The following is a 19,537-nucleotide window of genomic DNA, read 5'->3' on the forward strand; positions in this document are numbered from 1 at the left end:
TGGGAGCCGGTCCGGCGTCTCTCGATCCGCCGTGATGAAGTTGACCGCCATGTTGCATCCTCGCCTCTGTTCTGTAACGCTCCTAGTCTACCGGATGCCCGGGGTGATAAGTCGGACAGCCTCCTAGGCGCGGATCATTATCGAGGCAAGTAATGTGCATCTAAGGCTCGAGGCGTAGACGATAACCAAATCCGCGCACCGGCCAGATGACGATGTCATTGAGCTTGCTCTGCTTGAGCTTGCGCCGGATGTTGCCGATGTGTACATCGATGCTGCGATCCACCGGTGACTTGATCTCGCGCGACATCAATTGCTCGCGACTGACCACTCGGCCGTTGTGGAGGATGAGGATGGAGAGGATACGCACCTCAGTCTCGGTGAGCGTGATACAGGTGGGAGGTGAGCCGACGCGACAGAAGGTGCGTGCCGTGCGGTCGAGGCAAAACGGCCCGAGCTCGAGCTGGTTGGTCTGCGGCAGCTCGAGCGAGCGCCGGCGCAGCACGGCTCGGATTCGGGCAAGCAGCTCATCGATGTCGAACGGTTTGATGATGTAGTCATCGGCGCCCGCATCCAGCCCCTTGACGCGATCATTGAGCTCATCGCGACCGGTGATGATGATGATGGCGGCAGAGGTGGCCGCGACCAGTTCAACGGCCAGATCGATGCCATCTTCAACCTCGAGGTTGAGATCCAACAGCACCAGGTCGGGCTGGCGGTGGCGGTAGGCGTTACGCAGCTCTCGCCCATTGGCCGCCAGGCTCACCTGAAAGCCAGCGGCGTTGAGGTTGCGCCGCAGCATACGCGCCATACGCTGGTCGTCGTCGACAACGATGATACTGGCTTGGGCTTGGGCTTGACTGTCTGTTCTCTCGCGATTGTCCATTCACATTCCCTTAAGAAGCGGCATTTGAGTCTAGCATTCTCTTTTTCAGGAGCCTGTCCTGGCTTCGCGTTTCGTGATCGAGTTGGCATAAAGAAGTGTAAAGTTAATATTTTTTGATACGTTAGCGTCGATCGGTGCTTGGTCTGAGTAGCAACCGGAAGACCGCCCCTTGACCCAGTATCGACTCCACCACCAAGCCCGCCCCAGAGCGGAGCGCGAACTGCTGGACCATGAACAGGCCGAGACCGTGACCACGTTGTTTGGCCTTGGTCGAAAACAGGGGCTCGAACAGCCGGCGCAGCGTCTCGGCGCCCATGCCACAGCCCGTATCCGCGACGCTGACCTCGACATAATCGCCTGGTATCAGCTCGCCGACGGCCAGGGCTGGCGTGCCGCTCCAGCGTCGCGTTCGCGCGCGGATGCTCAGTGTGCCCGCATCGGGCATGGCATCGCGGGCATTGAGCGCCAGGTTCAGCAGGGCAGACTGTAGAAAGGCGAGATTGGTCTCGGCACTGAGCTCCGGCTCCAGCTCCAGCTCGAGCTGGATGCGCGCCGGCAGGATGTGCTGCAGGATGCGGCAGAGCTCTTCGATGGCCGGCCCGAGCTGAGTTGGCTTTATCCAGACGCCGTCGCTGCGGCTGAGCGAGAGCATGCCGGCGGTGATCACCGTGGCATGCCCTAGGGCGCTCAGGGTCTCGTCGATGATGTCGTCAAACTCGTCGAGCTCCGAGTGCGCGGGCAGGCGCTGGAGCGCGGCCTGCAGATACTGCAGGTTGCCCCCGATCACGCAGAGCAGGTTGTTGAAGTCGTGTGCAACCCCGCTGGCCAGATGACCAATGGTCTCGCGCTGCTTGGTCTGCATCATCAGTTGCCGCGCCTGCTCCTCGAACAGGAGCGCGACCAAGCGCTGTCCGATCAGCCAGATCGGCTCGCGATCGAGCGCTGAGATGTCACCTGCTTGCTGCTGCGACCAGAAGCTGAGCGCGAGTGTCTGGGCTTGGCCGTCGGGTCCTCTGTAGTCAAGGGTGATCAGCATGGCGTGGCGCCAACCGGCCTGGCGACAGCGCCGCGGCAACTGATCAGTGCTGATCAGCTGTGCCATGCAGGGTTCTGCCCGGCAGCGGGTCAACAACCTGCGGCCGAGCCGGGTCGGCGCCGGTTGCTCGGCATCGACGGCATAACGCGCGTGCCGCTCATAGGTGGCGCTGTCCTTGATCAGCGCCAGCTCGGCAAAGGCCATCCGCAGGCTCCGGCAGCCCAGCGCCAGCAGGGCTTCGGCCTCTTGCTCGAATGACAACGCGCGGTTGCCCAGATCGACCAGCTGCTCGAGTTGGCGGGTGTAGTCGTCGAGCGCTTGCTCGGCCTGTTTGCGCCGCTCGGTCTCGAGCATAACCTCTGTGATGTCCTCGAACATCCCCAGCGAGATTGTTGCTTGGTCTTGCTCCTGCGGGATCAGCACCACGCGCAGCTCAGCCCAGACGACATCGCCAGTCGACTTCAGGTAGCGCTTCTTCATCCGATACTGGGATCGCTCACCGGCGAGCAGTTCGGCATACAGGGGGCGCTCGCGCTGCAGATCCTCAGGATGGGTGAACGCCTCCAAGCCCTTGCCGATCAGCTCGGTTTGGCGGTATCCGAGCAACTGACTCATGGCCTGATTCACGAGCGTCAGGCGAACCTCCTGATCGGCGGTCGCGATGCCGATGGGGGCCTGGTCGAGGATCGCGGCGAGACGCGACTCACTCGCGCGCAACTGCTGCTCGGCGCAATGGCGTGCGCTGATGTCGACATCGATACCGCGGTAGCCTTGGATCTGGCCCTGGTCATCGACGATGGGCAGCCCATTGGTGTTGACCCACAGCAGACTGCCGTCGGCATGCTGCAGGACATTGGTCAACGCCTGGCCGGGTTGGCCCTGTTCCAGATAGGTCATCAGCCTGGTCTTCAGGCGTTCACGCTCGGCCGCCGGGAACAGGTCATAGAAGCATCGGTTGCCGACCAACTGCTCGGGCCGGTAGCCGAGCAGGTCTTCGATAACCGGGCTGAGATAGGTATAGCGGCCTTCGGCATCGACCTCCCAGGCGACACTGCGGCTTTGGCGCGCGACCTGTTCATAACGCGCCTGGCTCTCGACCAAGGCGTCATGGTTGCGCGCAAGGCTGAAGGCGCCGACGAGTAAGCGGGCGACGACCTGGAGCATGCGCGCCTCGGCCGCGAGCCAGGTGCGCGGTGCAAAGACGGCGTCAAAGCCGATGAAACCGGTGAGGCGCTGTCCCTCCATCACGGGCACCAAGTGAACCGATTGAATACCCTGGAGCTCGAGGATCATGCGCTCTTGCGCCCAGTCCTCGTCGAGATCGGCAACACGCGGCACCCCCACCGATGCGCCTTTGCGCAGCCAGGTTATCACCGCCGAAAACTGAGCGGCGGGCAGATCCTGCAGCTGACTGATCATCGGCGCCACGCCCGGTGCAACCCACTCATGGGTATTGCTCAGGCGGGTTCCGTCCGCACTGAGCTGAAACAGATAGGCACGATCTGAGCGGGTGAATCGGCCCATGCGCGCGAGCGACTGGTCGATCAGCGTGTCGAGCCGCTGGCCGCCTTGCAGGGCGAAATCGGTCGCGAGCTGCATCAACTCATGTTCGATGGTTTCGCACTGAACCAGATCCTGCTCGGCGCACTTTTGCTCGGTGATGTCGCGGCCGAGCGAGACGACGCTGCGGACCCGACCGCGCGCATCGAGGACGGGGCGATCGAGCCATTGCAGCCAGCGCCAGCCGCGGGCGGTGAAGACGGACTGCTCGCGGCAATACTGTTCGCTCGGCCACTGCAGTGCCATTGCAGGCCCGCGGTTGTCGTGGTCATTGCTAAGGCACTGGTGATCGGGGACAGCGCCGCGCTGATATGACAGCTCGACCTGACCGATCAGATCGGCCTCGCTGCGGCCGAACAGGCGGCAGTAAGAGGGACTGACAAATTCCAGGCGCCCCTGGGCGTCGGTGCGCACGATCAGGTCTTCGAGGTTGTCGATCACCAACCGATAACGCTCGCGCTCCAGGCTGAGTGCATCATGTTCCTGCTGCAGCATCCTGAAATTGTTGGCGATGTTGGCGCCCATGCGCTGGATCGCCTGCGCCAGGCGTTCGATCTCGAGCACCGCTGTGGGTCGCAGCAAGGCCATCGGCTGCCCGACGCGGATGCGTCCGCCCAGTTGCGAGGCGACCTCATTGAGCTGATCCAGAGGCCGGGTCAAGACCCGGCTCAGCAGCCCAGCGACCAGGGCCGCGACCAGGCTCAGCCCGAGTAGCAGGCCAAGTAAGCACATGAGCCGCGCATGTAATTCATCGATGACCAGGGTGGCGCTGACCTCAACAGCAAGCCAGTCAGCGGCCGCTGTGCTCGGCAGTGGGATCTCGATGCGATAGCGCGCTGCACGGCATTGCTTGATCCGCGTTGGCGCTTGCTGCTCCGGCGCCGCTCTGAGCCAGAGCCCCTCGACCTGGAGCTGAGATGGCTCCTGCATCCGTTCCTGGGCCGAGATCAGTGCGAGGCTGGGTTGTGCCGATGCGGGTAGAAGCGCTGTCAGCTCCTGCTCGAGATCGGCCAGGGTGTCGAAAAGCGCGCCCTGGCCGTTGCGCTCGAGGCCAAGGCGGGCAAACTCCGCAAACCAGTACAGGCGATCGCGCAGCTCAGACTCGATGTCGTGCCTCTGGTCATGATTCTGAACCGCGATCAGCGCTATCACCGGCACCAGCATCGCGGCGAGCAGGAGCCTGAACAGTAATTGCCGCAGCGAGCCGCTGAGCGACAGCAGGAGTCGTCGTCCGTAACCTCGTCTCGCCGTCATAAAGCGGTCGATAAATGGTTAATCCCCGCTTGCAGTGGGTCGTTGGAAAAGCGCTGGATGAAGCGGCTGATCGGCATCGGTTCGCCGAACAGATAGCCCTGCGCCAACGGCACGCCTTCGCTCACCAGCACCTCGCGCTGCGCTTCGGTCTCGACGCCTTCGGCCACCAGTTGCAGATCGAGGTTGCGCCCGAAACCGATGATGGCGCGGAGGAGTTGCAGCGATTTTGGCGAATCGAACATCTCCGAGACGAAGGAGAGATCGATCTTCAGGATCTCGAACGGCAGCTCAGCCAGCGCTCGCATCGAGGAGTAGCCGGTGCCGAAGTCATCGATCACCAGTCGGGTACCGGCAAGCTTGAGGCGCGCAGCGAGCGATTGGATCTGTTGGGGGGACCGGCTGACGGCGGTTTCGGTGATCTCGACCTGCACCTCGCAGAGGGTGTTGAGGGTACTGATCAGGGCGCGGACCAGGCTGATGGTGCGCTGATCACGCAGACAGCCGGCGGAGAGGTTGACGGCGAGAAAATCGAAGTTGAGCGCGGAGAGCCGGGTGCGATGCGCAACCACTGTGCGAAACAACGACTCGGTGATGCTGTAGAGCAGATCTTGGTTCTCGGCAAGCGCAATGAAGTTGCTGGCGTCGAGCATCGAGCCATCGGGCAGGCGCAGTCGGGCCAAGACTTCAGCCCCCCGCAGTGAGCCATCGGCGAGCGAGACGATAGGCTGCAGATAGGGCACCAGGGTGTCTTTATCGCCCTTGGTGACCAGCGACTGTAGCAAGGCGGCATCCAGCTGTGGCGGGGGAGTCGATGAACGCGGAGCTGGGTCAGGCGCTGCCTCATCCTGCTCGGGCGCGTCGGCCTCCGGCATTAGGGGCATGGATTCCAGGTCGTCGAGCAAGGCCGGCAGCTCGCTGGCGAGCCGGGCCTTGTTGATGATGCCTCGAATCGGAATACCGCGGCTATTGGCAATGCGGCGTGTCGTGTCTAGAAGGCCGTCGCCACGGCCGGAGATCAGCACCAGCGGTTGCCGGATGTTGTTTTCCGCAAGCCAATGGATGACGTCGACGCCGGTTTCTTGGCCGAGACCCAAGTCGAGCAAGACCAGGTCGGGCGGTTGCTCGGAGAGCTCCGCCTTGAACGCACTGATTGAGGAGTTGAAACGGAATGTATGCCCGATGCGCCCAAGCATGCGGCGCAGCAGCGGCTCGACGCGTGGGTCGTCGTCAAGGCAGGTGATGAGCATCGAAGTCCCTTGGCGGATGGCGCTGAATGGATGAAAAGTTCAGCTTACTTTTAACGCAAACGATACTCCCTGCAAGCCGGCTTTAATAAAGTAGTGTAAAGAGCCACCAAGCCTCTTCGTTGGCGGCAAAAATGGGTTTATAGTGCCTGACGGAAGCGGCCGGGATGACGTGCTTGATCTGGTTGTCCAGCATCATGATGCGATCATTGAGCCTGACCAACGTCACACTGTGAGCAACGCCGAGATTGAGATCCTTGATCACGACAAGCCGCAGATCGTCACTACTGAACCCAAGTGCACGCAAGCTCAAAAATTTTATGATGGCGTAATCTTCACAATCACCATGCTTATTGAGAAATTCACCCGGCGTGCTCCAGTAATCCTCTTGATTCCAGTTGATGGGGTCCGTGATATAGCGCCAGTCGTTGGCGAATCGGTTGACCTCGCGCACCTGAGCGGCCCTGTCCTTGCCGCGCAGCCCTTCGAGGGTTTGCATCCATTCACGGTAGTCGCGACAGCCGCGCGGCTCGCAGTCGCGCTTGCGGCGTTGCTCGATCTGAAAGCGCTCAAGCACATCTTGCCACCTGGGGATGGGGCGAAAATTGGTAAATTGCTTACCTGACTCACCAAAGATACCGACGCTCTCAAAACTCTCGGCGGCGGTGGTGTTGGCCAGTAGGAGACTGCTGAAGCTGAGTTGAGCCATTAGCAGTGCAGCCAAGCGCCGTTCTCGCCGGCTGGGCGGTCTTTTCATGCACGCTTTCTCATCAATGTCAACGCCGATTATAGAAGACCAGCGCAGCACAGCGCCGATGAGCAGGCGCTTGCTCGTGGCGCTTGCCGCATTGGTGGTCGTGTTTCTGGCTGCGCTGGCCGGGGTCTTTGCCTTTGCGCAACAGGAGTATGCGCGCGATCAGCAGCAGTTGCGATGGCGCCTGAGCATGGTCGCTGACAGCCGCGCGCAGGCGCTCGAGCACTGGCTCGATCAACAGCGAGCGGTATTGCTCGGGCTGGTGAATAACGAGTCCTTGCAGGTGTATCTCAGCGTGTTGCGGATGCAAGCTGAAGCACCTGAGAGGCACACCGACAACGGCGAGGAGCTCAGCTTTCTGCGAACGCTGTTGGAGGTGACGGCACAACGCGGCGGTTTTGTCTCAAGGGTTGAGGGCAGCCCGGTACCCGCCAATGTCAGGCGGCTTGGCCTTGCCGGATTGGCGCTGCTTGCGCCGGACGGGGGGGGCTTGGTCGCGAGCAGCGGCATGCCCCCCATCAGCGCTGAATTGGCAGCGTTTATTGCCGAGACACCACTGACCGAGCCTGGTTTCTTAGATCTACGCCGCGATGCCCAAGGGCAACTGGCCTTGGGTTGGCTGCTGCCGGTGCTGAGCGAGCAGGTTAGGGGCCAGGGGACCACCGTCGTGGCGCGCCTGCTGGCGCTGCGGCCAGCGGATACGGCATTTTTTGCCACCCTGAAACAGCCCGGCCAGACCTCGGCGACGGCGGAGACCTATCTCATTCGCCAGAATGGTAACACGCTAGAGTTTCTCAGCCCGCTTGCCAATGGTACCTCGGCCTTGAGTCATCGGCTCGCGGTGGGTGATGAGGGTTCGGTGGAAACGGCGGCCTTGCGCAAGCCAGGGGCCTTCCATTCAGGCTTGGATTATTCGGCCACGCCGGTGTTTGCGGTGAGTCGCCAGATCCCGGGCACGCCCTGGGTGCTGGTGCACCAGGTAGACCAAGAGGAGGCCCTAGCGCAGAGCAATCGCCGTCTGATCACGCTGATCAGCGTGATGTTGGCGCTGCTGATCGGGTTTGTCGCGATCATCCTGTTCGCCTGGCGTTATGGCAGCTCGGCGCGTATCGAGCAGGTCGCTCGTCAATACCAGGCCTCTTCGCAGCGGTTCGAGGCCTTGTCTCGGTTTCTCGACGCGGTCAGTGATACGCAGCCGCATGCGGTGTTCGCCACCGACGCCCAGTCACGGCTGACCTTTGCCAATCGTCGCACCTCCGAGCTGACCGGTATCCCCAGGCCGGAGCTGACTGGTCGCAGCCTGATCGGGGTGTTAGGGCAAGAGCGCGGCCGGTTTTATCAAGCGCTCATCCAGCGCACCTATGAGCAGCAGCAGGAGCTGATCGTCACCCGCCACTTTCATTCACTGCCTGACCAGAGCCTGCTCGGGTTGTTTGGGTTTTCGCCCAGCACTGCGCAATCGCAGGCACTGGACGCCGCTGATCATCCCGCGCCCAGCTTCGAGGATAGCGAGCACGTCTGGCGTTCTAATCATTATCCGCTGCCCAGAGGCACCCTGCATGCGGCCGTGGTGTTGACAACGATTGAGGACTTGACCGAGCTGACCGAGGAGCGGCGCCGGCGCGAGCGCAATACCCTGCAGCTGATCGACACCCTAGTGGGTTTGATGGATGAGCGAGACCCGAACTCGGCCAATCAGTCATTGTTTGTAGCGCTGGTGGCACGCGAGATTGCCACCGAGCTGGCGCTGTCGTCGCTGCTGATCAAGACCGCAGAGCAGGCCGGTCGCTTGGTGAATATCGGCAAGATTCGGGTGCCAAGTGACGTGCTGACCAAACAGGGGCCGCTCAATGAAGCCGAGCGTGCGTTGGTGCAAGACGCGCTTGATCAGGGGCCGAGCTTACTCAAGCATCTCGAATTCGAAGGACCGGTGATCGAGACCTTGACGCAGATCAATGAGCATTGGGATGGTGGCGGACGACCGCTGGGGCTGGCCGGCGAATCGATTCTACCGACGGCTCAGATCGTAGCGGTGGCCAACACCTTTGTCGCGCTGATCAGCGCGCGTGCGTTTCGAGTCGGCCAATCGTTCCAGCAGGCCGAGTCGGAACTGCTGGCGGATGCGGGACGGCGCTTCGACAGACGAGTGGTGTTGAGCTTGCTCAATTTTCTCAATAACAAGGGTGGTCGTGCACGCTGGGCAACCATGGCGCAGGACGAACCCTGGTCTTAAGGAGTCAGAAACAGCCTGATGATGTTGACATGGCTTCAGCGCCCTAAACAGTCAAAAACCCTCGCCTCGGCGCAGACCCCACCGGGCGTGCGCATCTACGCGGTGGGTGACATCCATGGCCGTGCCGACCTGCTCGAGCAGTTGCAGGGGCAGATCGAGCAGGACGCTGCGCGGCATCCCGACAAGGTGCGGCAGCTGATCTATCTCGGCGACTATGTCGACCGAGGACCGCAAAGCCGCGAGGTGCTAGAGCTGCTGAGCCGGCGCCGGCTGCCTGGTGTAACCAGCCATTGTCTGCTGGGCAATCATGATCAGGCCATGCGCCACTTTCTGCGCGATCCGCTGACCGGCGCGTATTGGCTCGAGCTCGGCGGCCTAGCGACCCTGTTGTCCTATGGGGTGGGCGTCTGGTCGGCAGATCCTGTAGACCCCGCAGACCCACCTGAAATCGCCGCCGCGCTGCGGGCTGCGATGCCCAGCCACCATCAGGCGTTCTTACAAGACTTGGAGCTGAGCCGCTGTGTCGGCGATTTTTTCTTCGTGCATGCGGGTATCCGCCCTCGGATTCCGATCGCGCAACAGCAGCCCCAAGACCTGATCTGGATTCGCGAGCACTTCTTGAGCGATACCAAGCCACATCCCTATGTCGTGGTGCATGGGCACAACGCCAGAGCAGCGATTGAGCTGTGCTCGAATCGGATCGGCATCGATACCGGCGCCTATGCCACCGGCCGCCTCAGCTGTCTGATTCTAGACGGTGCAACGCGGATGTTGATCGACACCCAACAAGGCGGCCCGCAGACGCTGCCTTCGCCGACCGGAGCCCGCTGATGCTCGAAGCCTCCCTCCTGGCGCCAGCCCTAGCACGCAGGTCGGCGCCGCCACGCGGGCTGCCGTTCTGGGTCTTCGCCGCCGTGCTGCTATTGAGTCCGCTGCCCTTTGCCAGTGTCTATCCGGTTTGGCCGGCGGTCTATGGGGTCTTGATCGCGATGGCTATCCTGGCCCTCGTCCTGCAGCGCTGGCGTCTGCGTCGCGGGCTGACCATGCCGCAGCCGACAGTGCTGGCAGCCAGTCTGCTGGCGCTGGCGGTGATCGGCTGGGGCTTCGCCCAAAGCCTGCCCGGGCTGCTGTCGGCCTGGCAGCATCCGGTGTGGGAGCAGACCCGTGAGCTGCTCCAGCTGCCCGAGTTGGCGGGCGCGCTCGCCTTGGTGCCCGAGCGTTCGGCCCAGGTTGCAACCCATTACCTGACCTATCTGCTCAACGGCCTGTTCATCGAGCAGCATGCGCAGAGCCTGGACAATCGCCGCGGCTTCACCGATTGGGTGGCGGCGCAGTCCCCGCGCCGGGTCGCGGATTACGGCGGCGGCTTTGGCGGACTGGCGCGGATGATCGGCGCGGCCTGCCCATCAGCGGAAGTCGAGGTGATTGAACCGCATCCGCATCCGCTCGCCATCGAGCGCGCGCGACGCTCGCCGAATGTGCACTATCGGCCCGCGCTGGATGGGGAGTACGACATCCTGATCGCGACCGATGTGTTTGAGCATGTACCGGACCCGCTGGGGCTGGCGGCAGAAACGGCAGCAGCATTGAAACCGGGCGGGCACTATTTGATCGCGAATTGCTTCCAGCCGGTGATTCTCTGCCATCTGCCGCAGACCTTCCACTTCCGCCACTCATGGGACCGGGCGCTCCGGGCGCTGGGGCTGGAGCCGACAGAGGCGGTGGTCTACGGTCGGGCCTTTCAGCGCCGTGGTGGCCTGAATCTTGAAGCGGCGCGTGCCATTGAACACCGCTCGCGGCGGCTTTGGCCGCTCACTCGACCTCTGCCGGGGCGCATCGCCAGACCGCTGACGAAGGCGCTACTGAACTAAAAGAACGAACTGGATTGCTCCGATAACCGTATGCGCGTCATCCACCTCAACTATTCCGACATCAACGGCGGCGCAGCCCGCGCGGCCTACCGCATACATCATTGTCTGCGTGAGGCGAGTGTCGACTCCCGCATGTGGGTCAACAAGGCAAGCGCTGGTGATTGGACGGTGCAAGGCCCGTCGAGCAAATGGGAGAAGCTCACCGTCGCCCTGCGTGGCCATGTCGGCGGACAACTGCGGCATCTGCTCAAGACCGGCAACCCCATCATCCACTCGCCAGCGGTGGTGCCATCGCAATGGGTCAAGCGCCTCAACGCCAGCGATGCCGACATCGTGCATCTGCATTGGGTGCAGGGTGAGATGCTCTCCATCGCCGAGATCGGCCGCATCGAGAAGCCGATCGTCTGGACCCTGCACGACATGAGGGCCTTCTGCGGCGCCGAGCATTACACCGACGATCACCGCTGGCGCGACGGCTATCGTCGAGATAATCGCCCAGCGCACGAAGCCCGCTTCGATCTCAACCGCTGGACCTGGCAGCGCAAGCACTGGCAACGCCCGCTGCACATCGTTACCCCCAGTCAATGGCTCGCCGACTGCGCGCGCGCGAGTGTGCTGATGCGCGATTGGCCGGTCTCGGTGGTCGCCAATCCCATCGATACCGAGCGTTGGCAGCCACTCCCACAGGGGCTTGCGCGAGAGCTGCTCGGCCTGCCCGCCGAGGTGCCGCTGCTGCTCTTTGGCGCCATGGGCGGCGGGCGCGATCCGCGCAAGGGCTTTGATCTGCTGCTGCAGGCGCTCGAACAACTGCGCGACGACCCGCGCGCCCAGGGCTTGGAGCTGGTCATCTTCGGCCAACGCGCCCCACAATCGCCGCCAAGCCTCGGCTTTCCCATCCACTACAGCGGCCACCTGCACGATGATCTCAGCCTGCGCGCGCTCTACAGCGCTGCCGATGCCATGGTGATCCCCTCGCGTCAGGACAATCTGCCCAACACCGGCGTCGAGGCCCACGCCTGCGCCACCCCGGTGATCGCCTTCAACACCGGCGGCCTGCCGGACATCGTCGACCACCAGCGCACCGGCTATCTCGCCAAGGCCTTCGAGACCGATGACCTGGCACGCGGCATCGCCTGGGTGCTGGCGCAGCGCGAGAGCGGGCGGCTCGGTGAGCAGGCGCGCGAGCGGGCGGTGGAGCGGTTTGCGGCGCCGGTGGTAGTGGAGCAATATCAGCGGATTTATGCACAGTCGGCGTATGCCTGAACCCAAAATGTTCACCCACCTCCATCTCAAACACTTCAAGGCCTGGCGCGCGCCCGTTGACGTCGACCTCAAAGACGTGACCGTCTTGCTCGGCACCAACTCCTCCGGTAAGTCGTCTTTGCTGCAGGCACTGCTGCTGCTCAAGCAGACAGCGGCATCGCCGGACCGCACCGTGCACCTCAATCTAGGCGGTGACGAGAGCAACGATGACTTTGGCTTCGGCGCGTTTGAGGACGTGCTGAGTGCGGGCGCGACCCCACGGCAATTCGAGATTGGTTTCCATTACCGCCGACTGGACAACGGCTCCCCTCAGGGCGGCAAGCCAAGCCGAGCGCTTGCCGGTGAATTCCTGGCGACCTATGGCATGAACTCAGCAAAAGCCGCTGTGGTTCAAAGCTTACGCCTCACCAGCGCAGCGCAGACCTATCGCGTCGTGCGCCGCGAGCGGGGTGCGTACTCGGTGCTGATGGGCGATGAAACGCAGCCGCGGGCGAAGGGGCGAGCCTGCAGCCCGGAGCGCTCCATCGCGTTGTCGGCGGATGCGATCGCAGCGCTGGGCCTGGACGGCACGCTGGCGGAAGACATTAGCTTATCGATCCGCCGCGAGCTCGAGCAGATCGCCTACCTGGGGCCGCTGCGTCGACCACCGCAACGCGACTATGTGTGGAACAAGACGCGCCCCGGCGTGATGGAGCCAGACGGAAACCGAGTTGTCGACTTGCTGTTTTCGAGCGCCTTCTCGCGCTCAAAACAGACCGAGGACTGTTGCATTATCGATGAGGTCTCGACCTGGCTGAATCGCATGGGGCTCGCCGAGCGGCTTGAGCCGATTCAGGTTGGTCGCTCGACCCGATATGAGATCGTCGTTCATCGCGATGGTGTCGCCGCCAATCTGCGGGATGTCGGCATCGGGATCTCGCAAGTGCTGCCGGTGCTGGCGTTGGCCTTCTTCGCACCCGTTGGGGCGACCATTATCCTCGAAGAGCCCGAAATCCACCTGCATCCGCTCGCGCAATCGGTGCTTGCTGAGCTTTTCGTCGAGGTGAGTCGCCAGCGGCGTGTCCAGTTCATCATCGAGACCCATTCAGAGCACCTGTTTCGCCGGCTGCAAACCCTGATTGCGAAGCAAGAGACAACGGCCGACCAGTGTCGGCTCTACTTCGTCGATCGTCAGGGGCCTGATGCAGCGTTGCAATCACTGGAGCTGGATGAATTCGGCCGCATCAGTCACTGGCCAGACAAGTTTTTCGGCGATGCACTGGGAGAAACGCGCGAACAGGCACGTCTGATGTTCGAGCGCCTGCAACGGCAGCAGGCAGAAGGGGCCGAGCATGCGTGAGCGCTACGTCGTCGACACCAATGTCTTGATCGCCGCGAGCGCTGCCGACCCCCTGACCCAGAAAGACTGGGATGCGACGCCGAAGGAGGTTGTCTACCAGAGACAGGTGCACGAATGGCTGACGTCGTTCGAGGCCAGTTCCGCCAGCTGGGTCTTGGATGGTCAAGGCCAGATCGAAGCGGAGTATCGACGCCGCCTGAGCCATCCAGACTATGCGTTGCTCGTGCTGCAGTACAAATGGGATACGCAGGCGGTGCACTATGTTGCCGTGGAGTACGACAGCGACGGCCACGGCAGGCTCACTGAGCCGTTGCAGAGCCTGGTGCATGACCGCGCGGATCGCAAGATGGTGGCAGCGGCGCTCGCGGCCTGCCAAGCTCACGAGCCCTGCGCCATCGCCTTTGCGGGAGATACCGATTGGCATGACTGGGAGGATGGCTTGCAAGAGGCAGGACTTTGCCTGGAGCCTATCATCCCCGAATGGTCTGGACCCAAGCATCGAGCCAAGAGCAGACGTTGAGCGACTTTTTCCGCTTCCCGCAGACGCCACACCTGACCTGGTTAGGACCCAACAGCCCGCGCGCGGATAAGGTCATGACGCCTGAGGAGGCTGGGGATCTGCTGCGCGATCCCGTGATCATCGAAGAAAAGATCGATGGCGCCAATCTCGGTTTGTCGCTAGGCACCGAGGGGATTCGCGCCCAGAACCGCGGAAGTTACTTGGAGCGGCCGTTCATCGGGCAATTTGCTCGCCTTGCTGACTGGCTGGCTTTGCATGAAGATGCGCTCGGAGCGGTCTTAGAAGAGGACCAGATCCTGTTTGGCGAATGGTGCGCTGCGCGTCATTCACTCTACTACGATAACCTGCCGGATTGGTTCATCGCCTTCGATCTCTACGATCAGCGCGAACAGGCCTTTTGGAGCCAGGTACGCCGCGATGCGCTCTGTGCTGAGATCGGCCTGGCAACCGTACCCGAGCTTTACCAAGGACAGACCAGGCTCAACAGTGTGATCAGTCGCCTTGAGACCAGCAAAAGCCGTTTTAGCGATAGCCCGCCGGAAGGCTTTGTCATCCGACGCGATGCGACCGACTGGCTTCAAGCCCGAGCCAAGATCGTGCAACCTCAGTTTGTGCAGTGTATAGAGCAGCACTGGAGCCGACGGGTGATCGAGTGGAATCGGGTGCGCCCGCTTTATGAAGAGGCCTGTGTCGGAGGCGCCCCGTGATCGTCTTCAACACCGGCGGCCTGCCGGACATCGTCGCCCACCAGCGCACTGGCTATCTCGCCAAGGCCTTCGAGACCGAAGACCTGGCACGCGGCATCGCCTGGGTGCTGGCGCAGCGCGAGACCGGGCGGCTGGGTGAGCAGGCGCGCGAGCGGGCAGTGGAGCGGTTTGCCGCACCGGTGGTGGCAGAGGCATATCGAGCGGTGTACGACACTGCACGATCGATCTAGCATCCAGGCAAGAGATGGCAAATATTGTCTGGATATGGCTCGGAGGCGGGCTTTCAACTGAGTGAAGGCGTACGGCGCATGGCTATGGGCTGATCGTCGACGTCTCCGGGCTTAACAGCATTCTCTGGTTCGACAAGCAGGCCTATCAGGGCGTGCTGACCTCCACCTTTGCCAACCGCAACAACTACGCCACCTATGCCGGGCTCGGCATCCTGGCCGCCCTGGCCTTGATGCTGCGCTCTCTGCGCCAATGCCTAGCGCGCGAGGCCGAGCCCGAGACCGATGGCCGCGAAGGCCTCAAGTCCCTCGAGCTGCTGATCGCCGCCTACCTCTCCGCGCGCGATGGCGGTACAGTCTCGCTGCCACTCGAGTATTAGCGCATTAGGCCCGAACATGCACATCGAAGCCATCTACGACCAAGGCCGTCTCGAATTTCAGCGCCCCGTCACGCTCAAGCATCAGCGGCTACGCGTGCGCGTTGAGATCCCAGACCAAGAGATCCTCGACGCCCAGGCGCCCAGCCTGCCGACCTATGTGCTTGCAGACTTTCCAGCCGAGATCCGCGACAAAGTCGAACGCATGACCGCAATCGCCGAGCAGGCCAGGCAGGAGATGTTGCCGGCAAGTGCAACTGCGGATACCGAGTCAGAAGAAGCGCAACAACGCTGGGCCGCCGTTGAGCTGCGCAATGCCTCGCGCGCCGAGCAAGGGCGGATGCCGTGAAACAGCTCCTGCTCGATGTCAACATCGTTGTTGACCTCTGCGTCGAACGCGCCGGCTCCGCAAACACCCGCCTCGCGCTCGCGTTGGCCGAGGCCAGTGGTGCCTCATTCTGGGTCTACACCGGATCGGTGCAGACACTCGAATATGTCGTCGCGTCAGAACTGCGCGGCAAAGCGCACCACAACGGCGAGACACTGACCGGCACGGCCGCGCGTGCTCAGGCCCGTGCACTGCTTGAACGCATCACGGCCGGTTATCAATGGCTCGCGTCCCTCTCGGCAGAAGGCCCCCTGTTCGCCGAAGCCGACCCCGAAGACGCGCAGCTCTATCACGCACTGGACCGCTTCGCCGAAGGCACCGCAAACCTGCTCACACGCGACGGCGGTTCGATCTCATTTCCGTTGGAGTATTAGCCACGGAAGAACACGGAAAACACGGAAAACACGGACATTGAGACCAAGACATGCTTCAAGAGGAGGAACTGACTTACCGAATTCGCGGGTGCGTTTTTGAAGTTTTTCGCGAACTCGGCGCTGGTTATCTGGAAAAGGTCTATCAGAATGCACTCCTGATCGAGTTACGGCAGGCCGGACTGCAAGCAGAGGCGGAAGTCGGCTTACGTGTCAACTACAAAGGTCAAGAAGTCGGCCAATACGTCGCCGACATCATCGTCGAGAAAAAAGTCCTGATCGAACTCAAAGCCGTCTCAACACTCACCGCCGCCCACGAGGCGCAACTCCTCAACTACCTCAAAGCAACAAACAAGAGCATCGGCCTGCTCATCAACTTCACCCACCCGAAAGCCCAAATCAAACGCCTGGTCCGCTAAAAAAAGCCGTCCCTTTCCGTGTTCTTCCGTGTTCTTCCGTGGCAAAAAAATGAACCCAACCATCCACCCAACAGCCATCATCGACGAAGGCGCCCAGATCGGCGCCGGCTCGCGCGTCTGGCACTGGGTCCACGTGTGCAGCGGCGCGCGCATCGGTCAAGGCGTCTCGCTCGGCCAGAACGTCTTCGTCGCCCGCGGCGTCAGCGTGCTGGTGGGCGGCACGGCCGCAGCGCAACTGCTCACGGTGCTGGCCGCGCCGCTGCTCACGCGCCTCTACAGCCCGGAAGACTTCGGCCTGCTCGCGGTCTATGGCAGCCTGCTCGCGCTGATCGGCGTCATCTCCAGCCTGCGCTACGAGCTCGCCATCCCGCTGCCGGAAGACGATGGCGAGGCCGCCAATGTCGCCGTGCTCAGCCTGATCCTGGTTGGGATCAGCGCGCTGCTCAGCGGCGTGTTGGTGCTGTTGCTCGGTACCGCCATCGCCGATGCGCTCGGCGTGCCGGCCCTGGCCGGCTACTTCTGGCTGCTACCGGTGGGTGTGTTGCTCGGCGGTGCCTACAGCGTGTTCAACTATTGGTCTGTGCGCACCAAGCGCTTCGGCACCATTGCTGGCACCAAGCTCAGCCAAGCGCTGGCGACTGTCGCCATCCAGCTTGCGGGATTCAAGCTTGGCGGCATTGCGTTGTTGTACGCGCAGGTCGCCGGGCAGAGCGTCGGTACCACCAGCCTGGGCGGGTGGGCACTGGCGAATCCAGGCTTTCGGCAGGTGAGTTGGAGCGGGATCAAAAAGGCGGCAGGGCGGTATCGGCGGTTTCCGATCTTCCTAAAACACCAGCGGACCCTCGAAAAGATATTTTCGCGCCCCGTCTCCGCAAACATTCGCTGGACGAGTATCGAGGAGTTATTCGTGGAGTTAGGCGCCCAAATCACGGAGCGTGAAGGCTCGCGTGTGCTGGTGCGCTTGTTCGGGGAACGTCGAGTATTTCATCGCCCTCATCCCGAGCCCACCACAGACAAAGGGGCCGTAGAATCCATTCGTAAATGGCTTAACGAGCACGGAGTCCGACCATGAAGCTAATGACCATTCAGGGCTATCAAGCCGTCATCTCGTTCGATCCCGATATCGGGATGTTCCGCGGCGAATTCTTGGGTCTAAACGGTGGTGCTGATTTCTACGCCAAAGAGATCGATGCATTGCACCAAGAGGGGGATGTGTCTCTAAACATCTTTCTCGAAGCCTGTGCCGACGATGGTGTTAATCCGCGCAAGTCTTTGTCCGACGAGTTGTCGCTCCATCTCGATCCATCCTTGCGCGAGGCGGCCGTCATGGCGGCGGCGGCTCAAGGTCAGAGTGTCGATCAATGGGCGGTGGAAGCGATCCGGAAAGCGGTACTGACGGCAACCTAGACATTTGCTGAAAATCGCTAAACACAGCCTTCACCCGTGCTTGAAATCCAAACTCCACCCGGCTGCGAGACCGAGCGCGCCTACATCCTCGCCGTGCTCCTCGACGACTGGCTTGGCCTGCCTTATTGCCTGACGCAAGCCGAGCGCGACGATGTCAGCATCCGCCTGACCGATCAGCCCGGCGATCTGCGGCTGCCGGACAGCTTCTTCAGCCAGTTCCGACAGGCCCCGGAGGCCTGGCTCAGCGAGCCCTCGCTGCCGGCCCTAACGCCTGCGGGCCAACTGCCGAGCTGGGATAGCCGCGCGCTGGCGCCAGACATCCTGCTCACCGATCCGCGGCTGCCGATTCTCTATGGCGACGCTGACACCAGCCCCGGACCTGGGCGCGCGGCCGAGCAGAGCGACCGCATCGATATGCCACTCGATGTCTTCGGCGCCGCCTTCTTCATGCTCTCGCGCTACGAAGAGGCCGTGCTGCCCGATCGCGACAACCACGAACGTTTTCCGGCAACCGCCTCGCTGGCCCAGCGCGCAGGCTTTCTCGATCGGCCGATTATCGACGAGTACGTCGAGACCCTATGGGCCGCGATGCAGCGACGCTGGCCCCGCCTACAGCGCAAGCCGCGCCACGCCCGTACCCTGGTCAGCTGCGATGTCGACAGCCCGTTCGCCTTCAACGCCGGGTCTGGGTTACGCGAAAGACTGGCCACGGAAGAACACGGACGAACACGGAAGGGACAAGAAGCTCCGTTTCCGTGTTCTTCCGTGTTCTTCCGTGGCAAAACAACGGCCGCATCGGGCTATCGCCTCGCGCGCGGCCTCGCCGCCGACCTGCTCAAACGGCGCTCGCCCCGCCTAGCCGGGCGCAACCTGCGCGGCCAATGGCGCGCCCGTCGCGGCGATCACAGCCTCGACCCGCACCGCCTCGGCCTCGAGCACATCATGGACCTCAACGATCGCGCCGGTCGCGCCGTCGCCTTCTACTTCATACCGGAGAACACCCACCCCAAACTCGACAACCGCGTCAGCCTCGACGACCCGCGCCTGCGCGCCCTGCTGCGCCAGATCCACGCCCGCGGCCACGAGATCGGCCTCCACCCCGGCTACAACAGCTATCGCCACCCCGAGGCCATGGCCCGTTCCGTCGCCACCCTACGCCGCGTGCTCGACGAGGAGGGCATCGATCAACCCCAGCTCGGCGGCCGCCAGCATTATCTGCGCTGGGAAACGCCCACCACCGCGCGCCTCTGGGACGACAACGGCCTGGACTATGACAGCACGCTGAGCTACGCCGACCGCCCCGGCTTTCGCTGCGGCACCTGTCGCGAGTATTCGCTGTACGATCTCCAGCAGCGCCGCCCCCTGCGCCTGCGCGAGCGCCCGCTGATCGTCATGGAATGCTCCGTCATCGCCGAGCGCTACCTGGGCCTGGGCTACAGCGACCAGGCCCTGGCCCTGATGCAACGCTATCGCGACACCTGCCAGCGCTTTGGTGGTGACTTCACGCTGCTCTGGCACAACTCGCACCTGGGGTCCGAGGCGGATCGGCGGTTTTATGCGGCGTTGGTTGGCGAGAATGCGGCAGATGTTGCAAGCCTGACACATTGATCTTGCGATGATTCTTGACCATGATGACCGCTAATAACAACAAAAGCTTGCCAAACAAGCTCAACAAGCCGAGCAA

General features: G+C 62.5%; 19 protein-coding genes. 15 read left to right on the forward strand and 4 right to left on the reverse strand.

Annotated features, from left to right (window positions below):
• Nucleotides 1-160 precede the first annotated feature (160 nt).
• From CKO42_RS21695 to CKO42_RS21710, 4 genes are all read right to left on the reverse strand, one after another.
• Entirely contained in the window at nt 161-883 is a 723-nt protein-coding gene (locus CKO42_RS21695) for a response regulator transcription factor (protein ID WP_200248854.1), read from the reverse strand.
• A gap of 121 nt (nt 884-1,004) precedes the next feature.
• Complete coding sequence (locus tag CKO42_RS21700) at nt 1,005-4,733, reverse strand: PAS domain S-box protein (protein WP_200248857.1); 3,729 nt, start codon at nt 4,731-4,733, stop codon at nt 1,005-1,007.
• Nucleotides 4,730-5,980: an EAL domain-containing protein gene (locus tag CKO42_RS21705; RefSeq protein WP_200248860.1), complete on the reverse strand. Its 1,251-nt coding sequence runs from the start codon at nt 5,978-5,980 to the stop codon at nt 4,730-4,732. Before CKO42_RS21705 ends, CKO42_RS21700 begins: the two co-directional genes overlap by 4 nt.
• An 82-nt stretch (nt 5,981-6,062) precedes the next feature.
• Nucleotides 6,063-6,734 carry a transglutaminase-like cysteine peptidase gene (locus CKO42_RS21710; protein WP_200248862.1) on the reverse strand — a complete coding sequence of 224 codons (672 nt, stop codon included), beginning with the start codon at nt 6,732-6,734 and terminating at the stop codon, nt 6,063-6,065.
• A 58-nt stretch (nt 6,735-6,792) separates the two neighbouring features.
• On the opposite strand from CKO42_RS21710, the gene CKO42_RS21715 reads away from it, so the two are divergent.
• The 15 genes from CKO42_RS21715 to CKO42_RS21785 all read left to right on the forward strand — a co-directional run bounded on the left by CKO42_RS21715 (nt 6,793) and on the right by CKO42_RS21785 (nt 19,461).
• Nucleotides 6,793-8,964, forward strand: a complete 2,172-nt coding sequence (locus tag CKO42_RS21715) for an HD domain-containing phosphohydrolase (protein WP_200248865.1) — start codon at nt 6,793-6,795, stop codon at nt 8,962-8,964.
• A gap of 21 nt (nt 8,965-8,985) precedes the next feature.
• Nucleotides 8,986-9,795 carry a metallophosphoesterase family protein gene (locus CKO42_RS21720; protein ID WP_200248868.1) on the forward strand — a complete coding sequence of 270 codons (810 nt, stop codon included), beginning with the start codon at nt 8,986-8,988 and terminating at the stop codon, nt 9,793-9,795.
• Complete coding sequence (locus CKO42_RS21725; RefSeq protein WP_200248871.1) at nt 9,795-10,835, forward strand: class I SAM-dependent methyltransferase; 1,041 nt, start codon at nt 9,795-9,797, stop codon at nt 10,833-10,835. Before CKO42_RS21720 ends, CKO42_RS21725 begins: the two co-directional genes overlap by 1 nt.
• Before the next feature lie 30 nt (nt 10,836-10,865).
• Complete coding sequence (locus CKO42_RS21730) at nt 10,866-12,098, forward strand: glycosyltransferase family 4 protein (RefSeq protein WP_200248873.1); 1,233 nt, start codon at nt 10,866-10,868, stop codon at nt 12,096-12,098.
• Nucleotides 12,091-13,437 carry an AAA family ATPase gene (locus tag CKO42_RS21735; protein ID WP_200248875.1) on the forward strand — a complete coding sequence of 449 codons (1,347 nt, stop codon included), beginning with the start codon at nt 12,091-12,093 and terminating at the stop codon, nt 13,435-13,437. Before CKO42_RS21730 ends, CKO42_RS21735 begins: the two co-directional genes overlap by 8 nt.
• The gene (locus CKO42_RS21740) at nt 13,430-13,957 is read left to right on the forward strand and encodes a hypothetical protein (protein ID WP_200248876.1); all 528 of its coding nucleotides are present in this window, start codon (nt 13,430-13,432) and stop codon (nt 13,955-13,957) included. The genes CKO42_RS21735 and CKO42_RS21740 overlap by 8 nt, the downstream gene beginning before the upstream one ends.
• A complete protein-coding gene (locus CKO42_RS21745; protein WP_242479597.1) occupies nt 13,954-14,664 on the forward strand; it encodes an RNA ligase family protein in 711 nt (236 codons plus the stop codon). The genes CKO42_RS21740 and CKO42_RS21745 overlap by 4 nt, the downstream gene beginning before the upstream one ends.
• Complete coding sequence (locus tag CKO42_RS21750; RefSeq protein WP_200248880.1) at nt 14,661-14,894, forward strand: glycosyltransferase; 234 nt, start codon at nt 14,661-14,663, stop codon at nt 14,892-14,894. The genes CKO42_RS21745 and CKO42_RS21750 overlap by 4 nt, the downstream gene beginning before the upstream one ends.
• A 152-nt stretch (nt 14,895-15,046) precedes the next feature.
• Entirely contained in the window at nt 15,047-15,271 is a 225-nt protein-coding gene (locus tag CKO42_RS28620; RefSeq protein WP_242479598.1) for a hypothetical protein, read from the forward strand.
• A gap of 16 nt (nt 15,272-15,287) precedes the next feature.
• Entirely contained in the window at nt 15,288-15,617 is a 330-nt protein-coding gene (locus CKO42_RS21760) for a hypothetical protein (protein ID WP_200248882.1), read from the forward strand.
• Nucleotides 15,614-16,030: a hypothetical protein gene (locus CKO42_RS21765; protein ID WP_200248884.1), complete on the forward strand. Its 417-nt coding sequence runs from the start codon at nt 15,614-15,616 to the stop codon at nt 16,028-16,030. The genes CKO42_RS21760 and CKO42_RS21765 overlap by 4 nt, the downstream gene beginning before the upstream one ends.
• 50 nt (nt 16,031-16,080) lie before the next feature.
• On the forward strand, nt 16,081-16,446 hold the full coding sequence (locus CKO42_RS21770) for a GxxExxY protein (protein ID WP_200248886.1): 366 nt from the start codon (nt 16,081-16,083) through the stop codon (nt 16,444-16,446).
• A gap of 49 nt (nt 16,447-16,495) precedes the next feature.
• Nucleotides 16,496-17,518 carry an oligosaccharide flippase family protein gene (locus CKO42_RS21775; protein WP_200248888.1) on the forward strand — a complete coding sequence of 341 codons (1,023 nt, stop codon included), beginning with the start codon at nt 16,496-16,498 and terminating at the stop codon, nt 17,516-17,518.
• Nucleotides 17,515-17,853, forward strand: coding sequence for a type II toxin-antitoxin system HicB family antitoxin (locus tag CKO42_RS21780; protein ID WP_200248891.1), 339 nt, complete (start codon nt 17,515-17,517; stop codon nt 17,851-17,853). The genes CKO42_RS21775 and CKO42_RS21780 overlap by 4 nt, the downstream gene beginning before the upstream one ends.
• A 36-nt stretch (nt 17,854-17,889) precedes the next feature.
• Nucleotides 17,890-19,461 carry a polysaccharide deacetylase family protein gene (locus CKO42_RS21785; protein WP_200248894.1) on the forward strand — a complete coding sequence of 524 codons (1,572 nt, stop codon included), beginning with the start codon at nt 17,890-17,892 and terminating at the stop codon, nt 19,459-19,461.
• Nucleotides 19,462-19,537 lie beyond the last annotated feature (76 nt).

This window comes from Lamprobacter modestohalophilus (assembly GCF_016583905.1).
GTDB classification, from domain to species: domain Bacteria; phylum Pseudomonadota; class Gammaproteobacteria; order Chromatiales; family Chromatiaceae; genus Lamprobacter; species Lamprobacter modestohalophilus.

Bases quoted from the DNA above. Each gene is read 5' to 3' on its own strand.
- CKO42_RS21695 (WP_200248854.1), bottom strand. From the start codon at position 883: ATGGACAATCGCGAGAGAACAGACAGTCAAGCCCAAGCCCAAGCCAGT.
- CKO42_RS21700 (WP_200248857.1), bottom strand. From the start codon at position 4,733: ATGACGGCGAGACGAGGTTACGGACGACGACTCCTGCTGTCGCTCAGC.
- CKO42_RS21705 (WP_200248860.1), bottom strand. From the start codon at position 5,980: ATGCTCATCACCTGCCTTGACGACGACCCACGCGTCGAGCCGCTGCTG.
- CKO42_RS21710 (WP_200248862.1), bottom strand. From the start codon at position 6,734: ATGAAAAGACCGCCCAGCCGGCGAGAACGGCGCTTGGCTGCACTGCTA.
- CKO42_RS21715 (WP_200248865.1), top strand. From the start codon at position 6,793: ATGAGCAGGCGCTTGCTCGTGGCGCTTGCCGCATTGGTGGTCGTGTTT.
- CKO42_RS21720 (WP_200248868.1), top strand. From the start codon at position 8,986: ATGTTGACATGGCTTCAGCGCCCTAAACAGTCAAAAACCCTCGCCTCG.
- CKO42_RS21725 (WP_200248871.1), top strand. From the start codon at position 9,795: ATGCTCGAAGCCTCCCTCCTGGCGCCAGCCCTAGCACGCAGGTCGGCG.
- CKO42_RS21730 (WP_200248873.1), top strand. From the start codon at position 10,866: ATGCGCGTCATCCACCTCAACTATTCCGACATCAACGGCGGCGCAGCC.
- CKO42_RS21735 (WP_200248875.1), top strand. From the start codon at position 12,091: ATGCCTGAACCCAAAATGTTCACCCACCTCCATCTCAAACACTTCAAG.
- CKO42_RS21740 (WP_200248876.1), top strand. From the start codon at position 13,430: ATGCGTGAGCGCTACGTCGTCGACACCAATGTCTTGATCGCCGCGAGC.
- CKO42_RS21760 (WP_200248882.1), top strand. From the start codon at position 15,288: ATGCACATCGAAGCCATCTACGACCAAGGCCGTCTCGAATTTCAGCGC.
- CKO42_RS21770 (WP_200248886.1), top strand. From the start codon at position 16,081: ATGCTTCAAGAGGAGGAACTGACTTACCGAATTCGCGGGTGCGTTTTT.
- CKO42_RS21775 (WP_200248888.1), top strand. From the start codon at position 16,496: ATGAACCCAACCATCCACCCAACAGCCATCATCGACGAAGGCGCCCAG.
- CKO42_RS21780 (WP_200248891.1), top strand. From the start codon at position 17,515: ATGAAGCTAATGACCATTCAGGGCTATCAAGCCGTCATCTCGTTCGAT.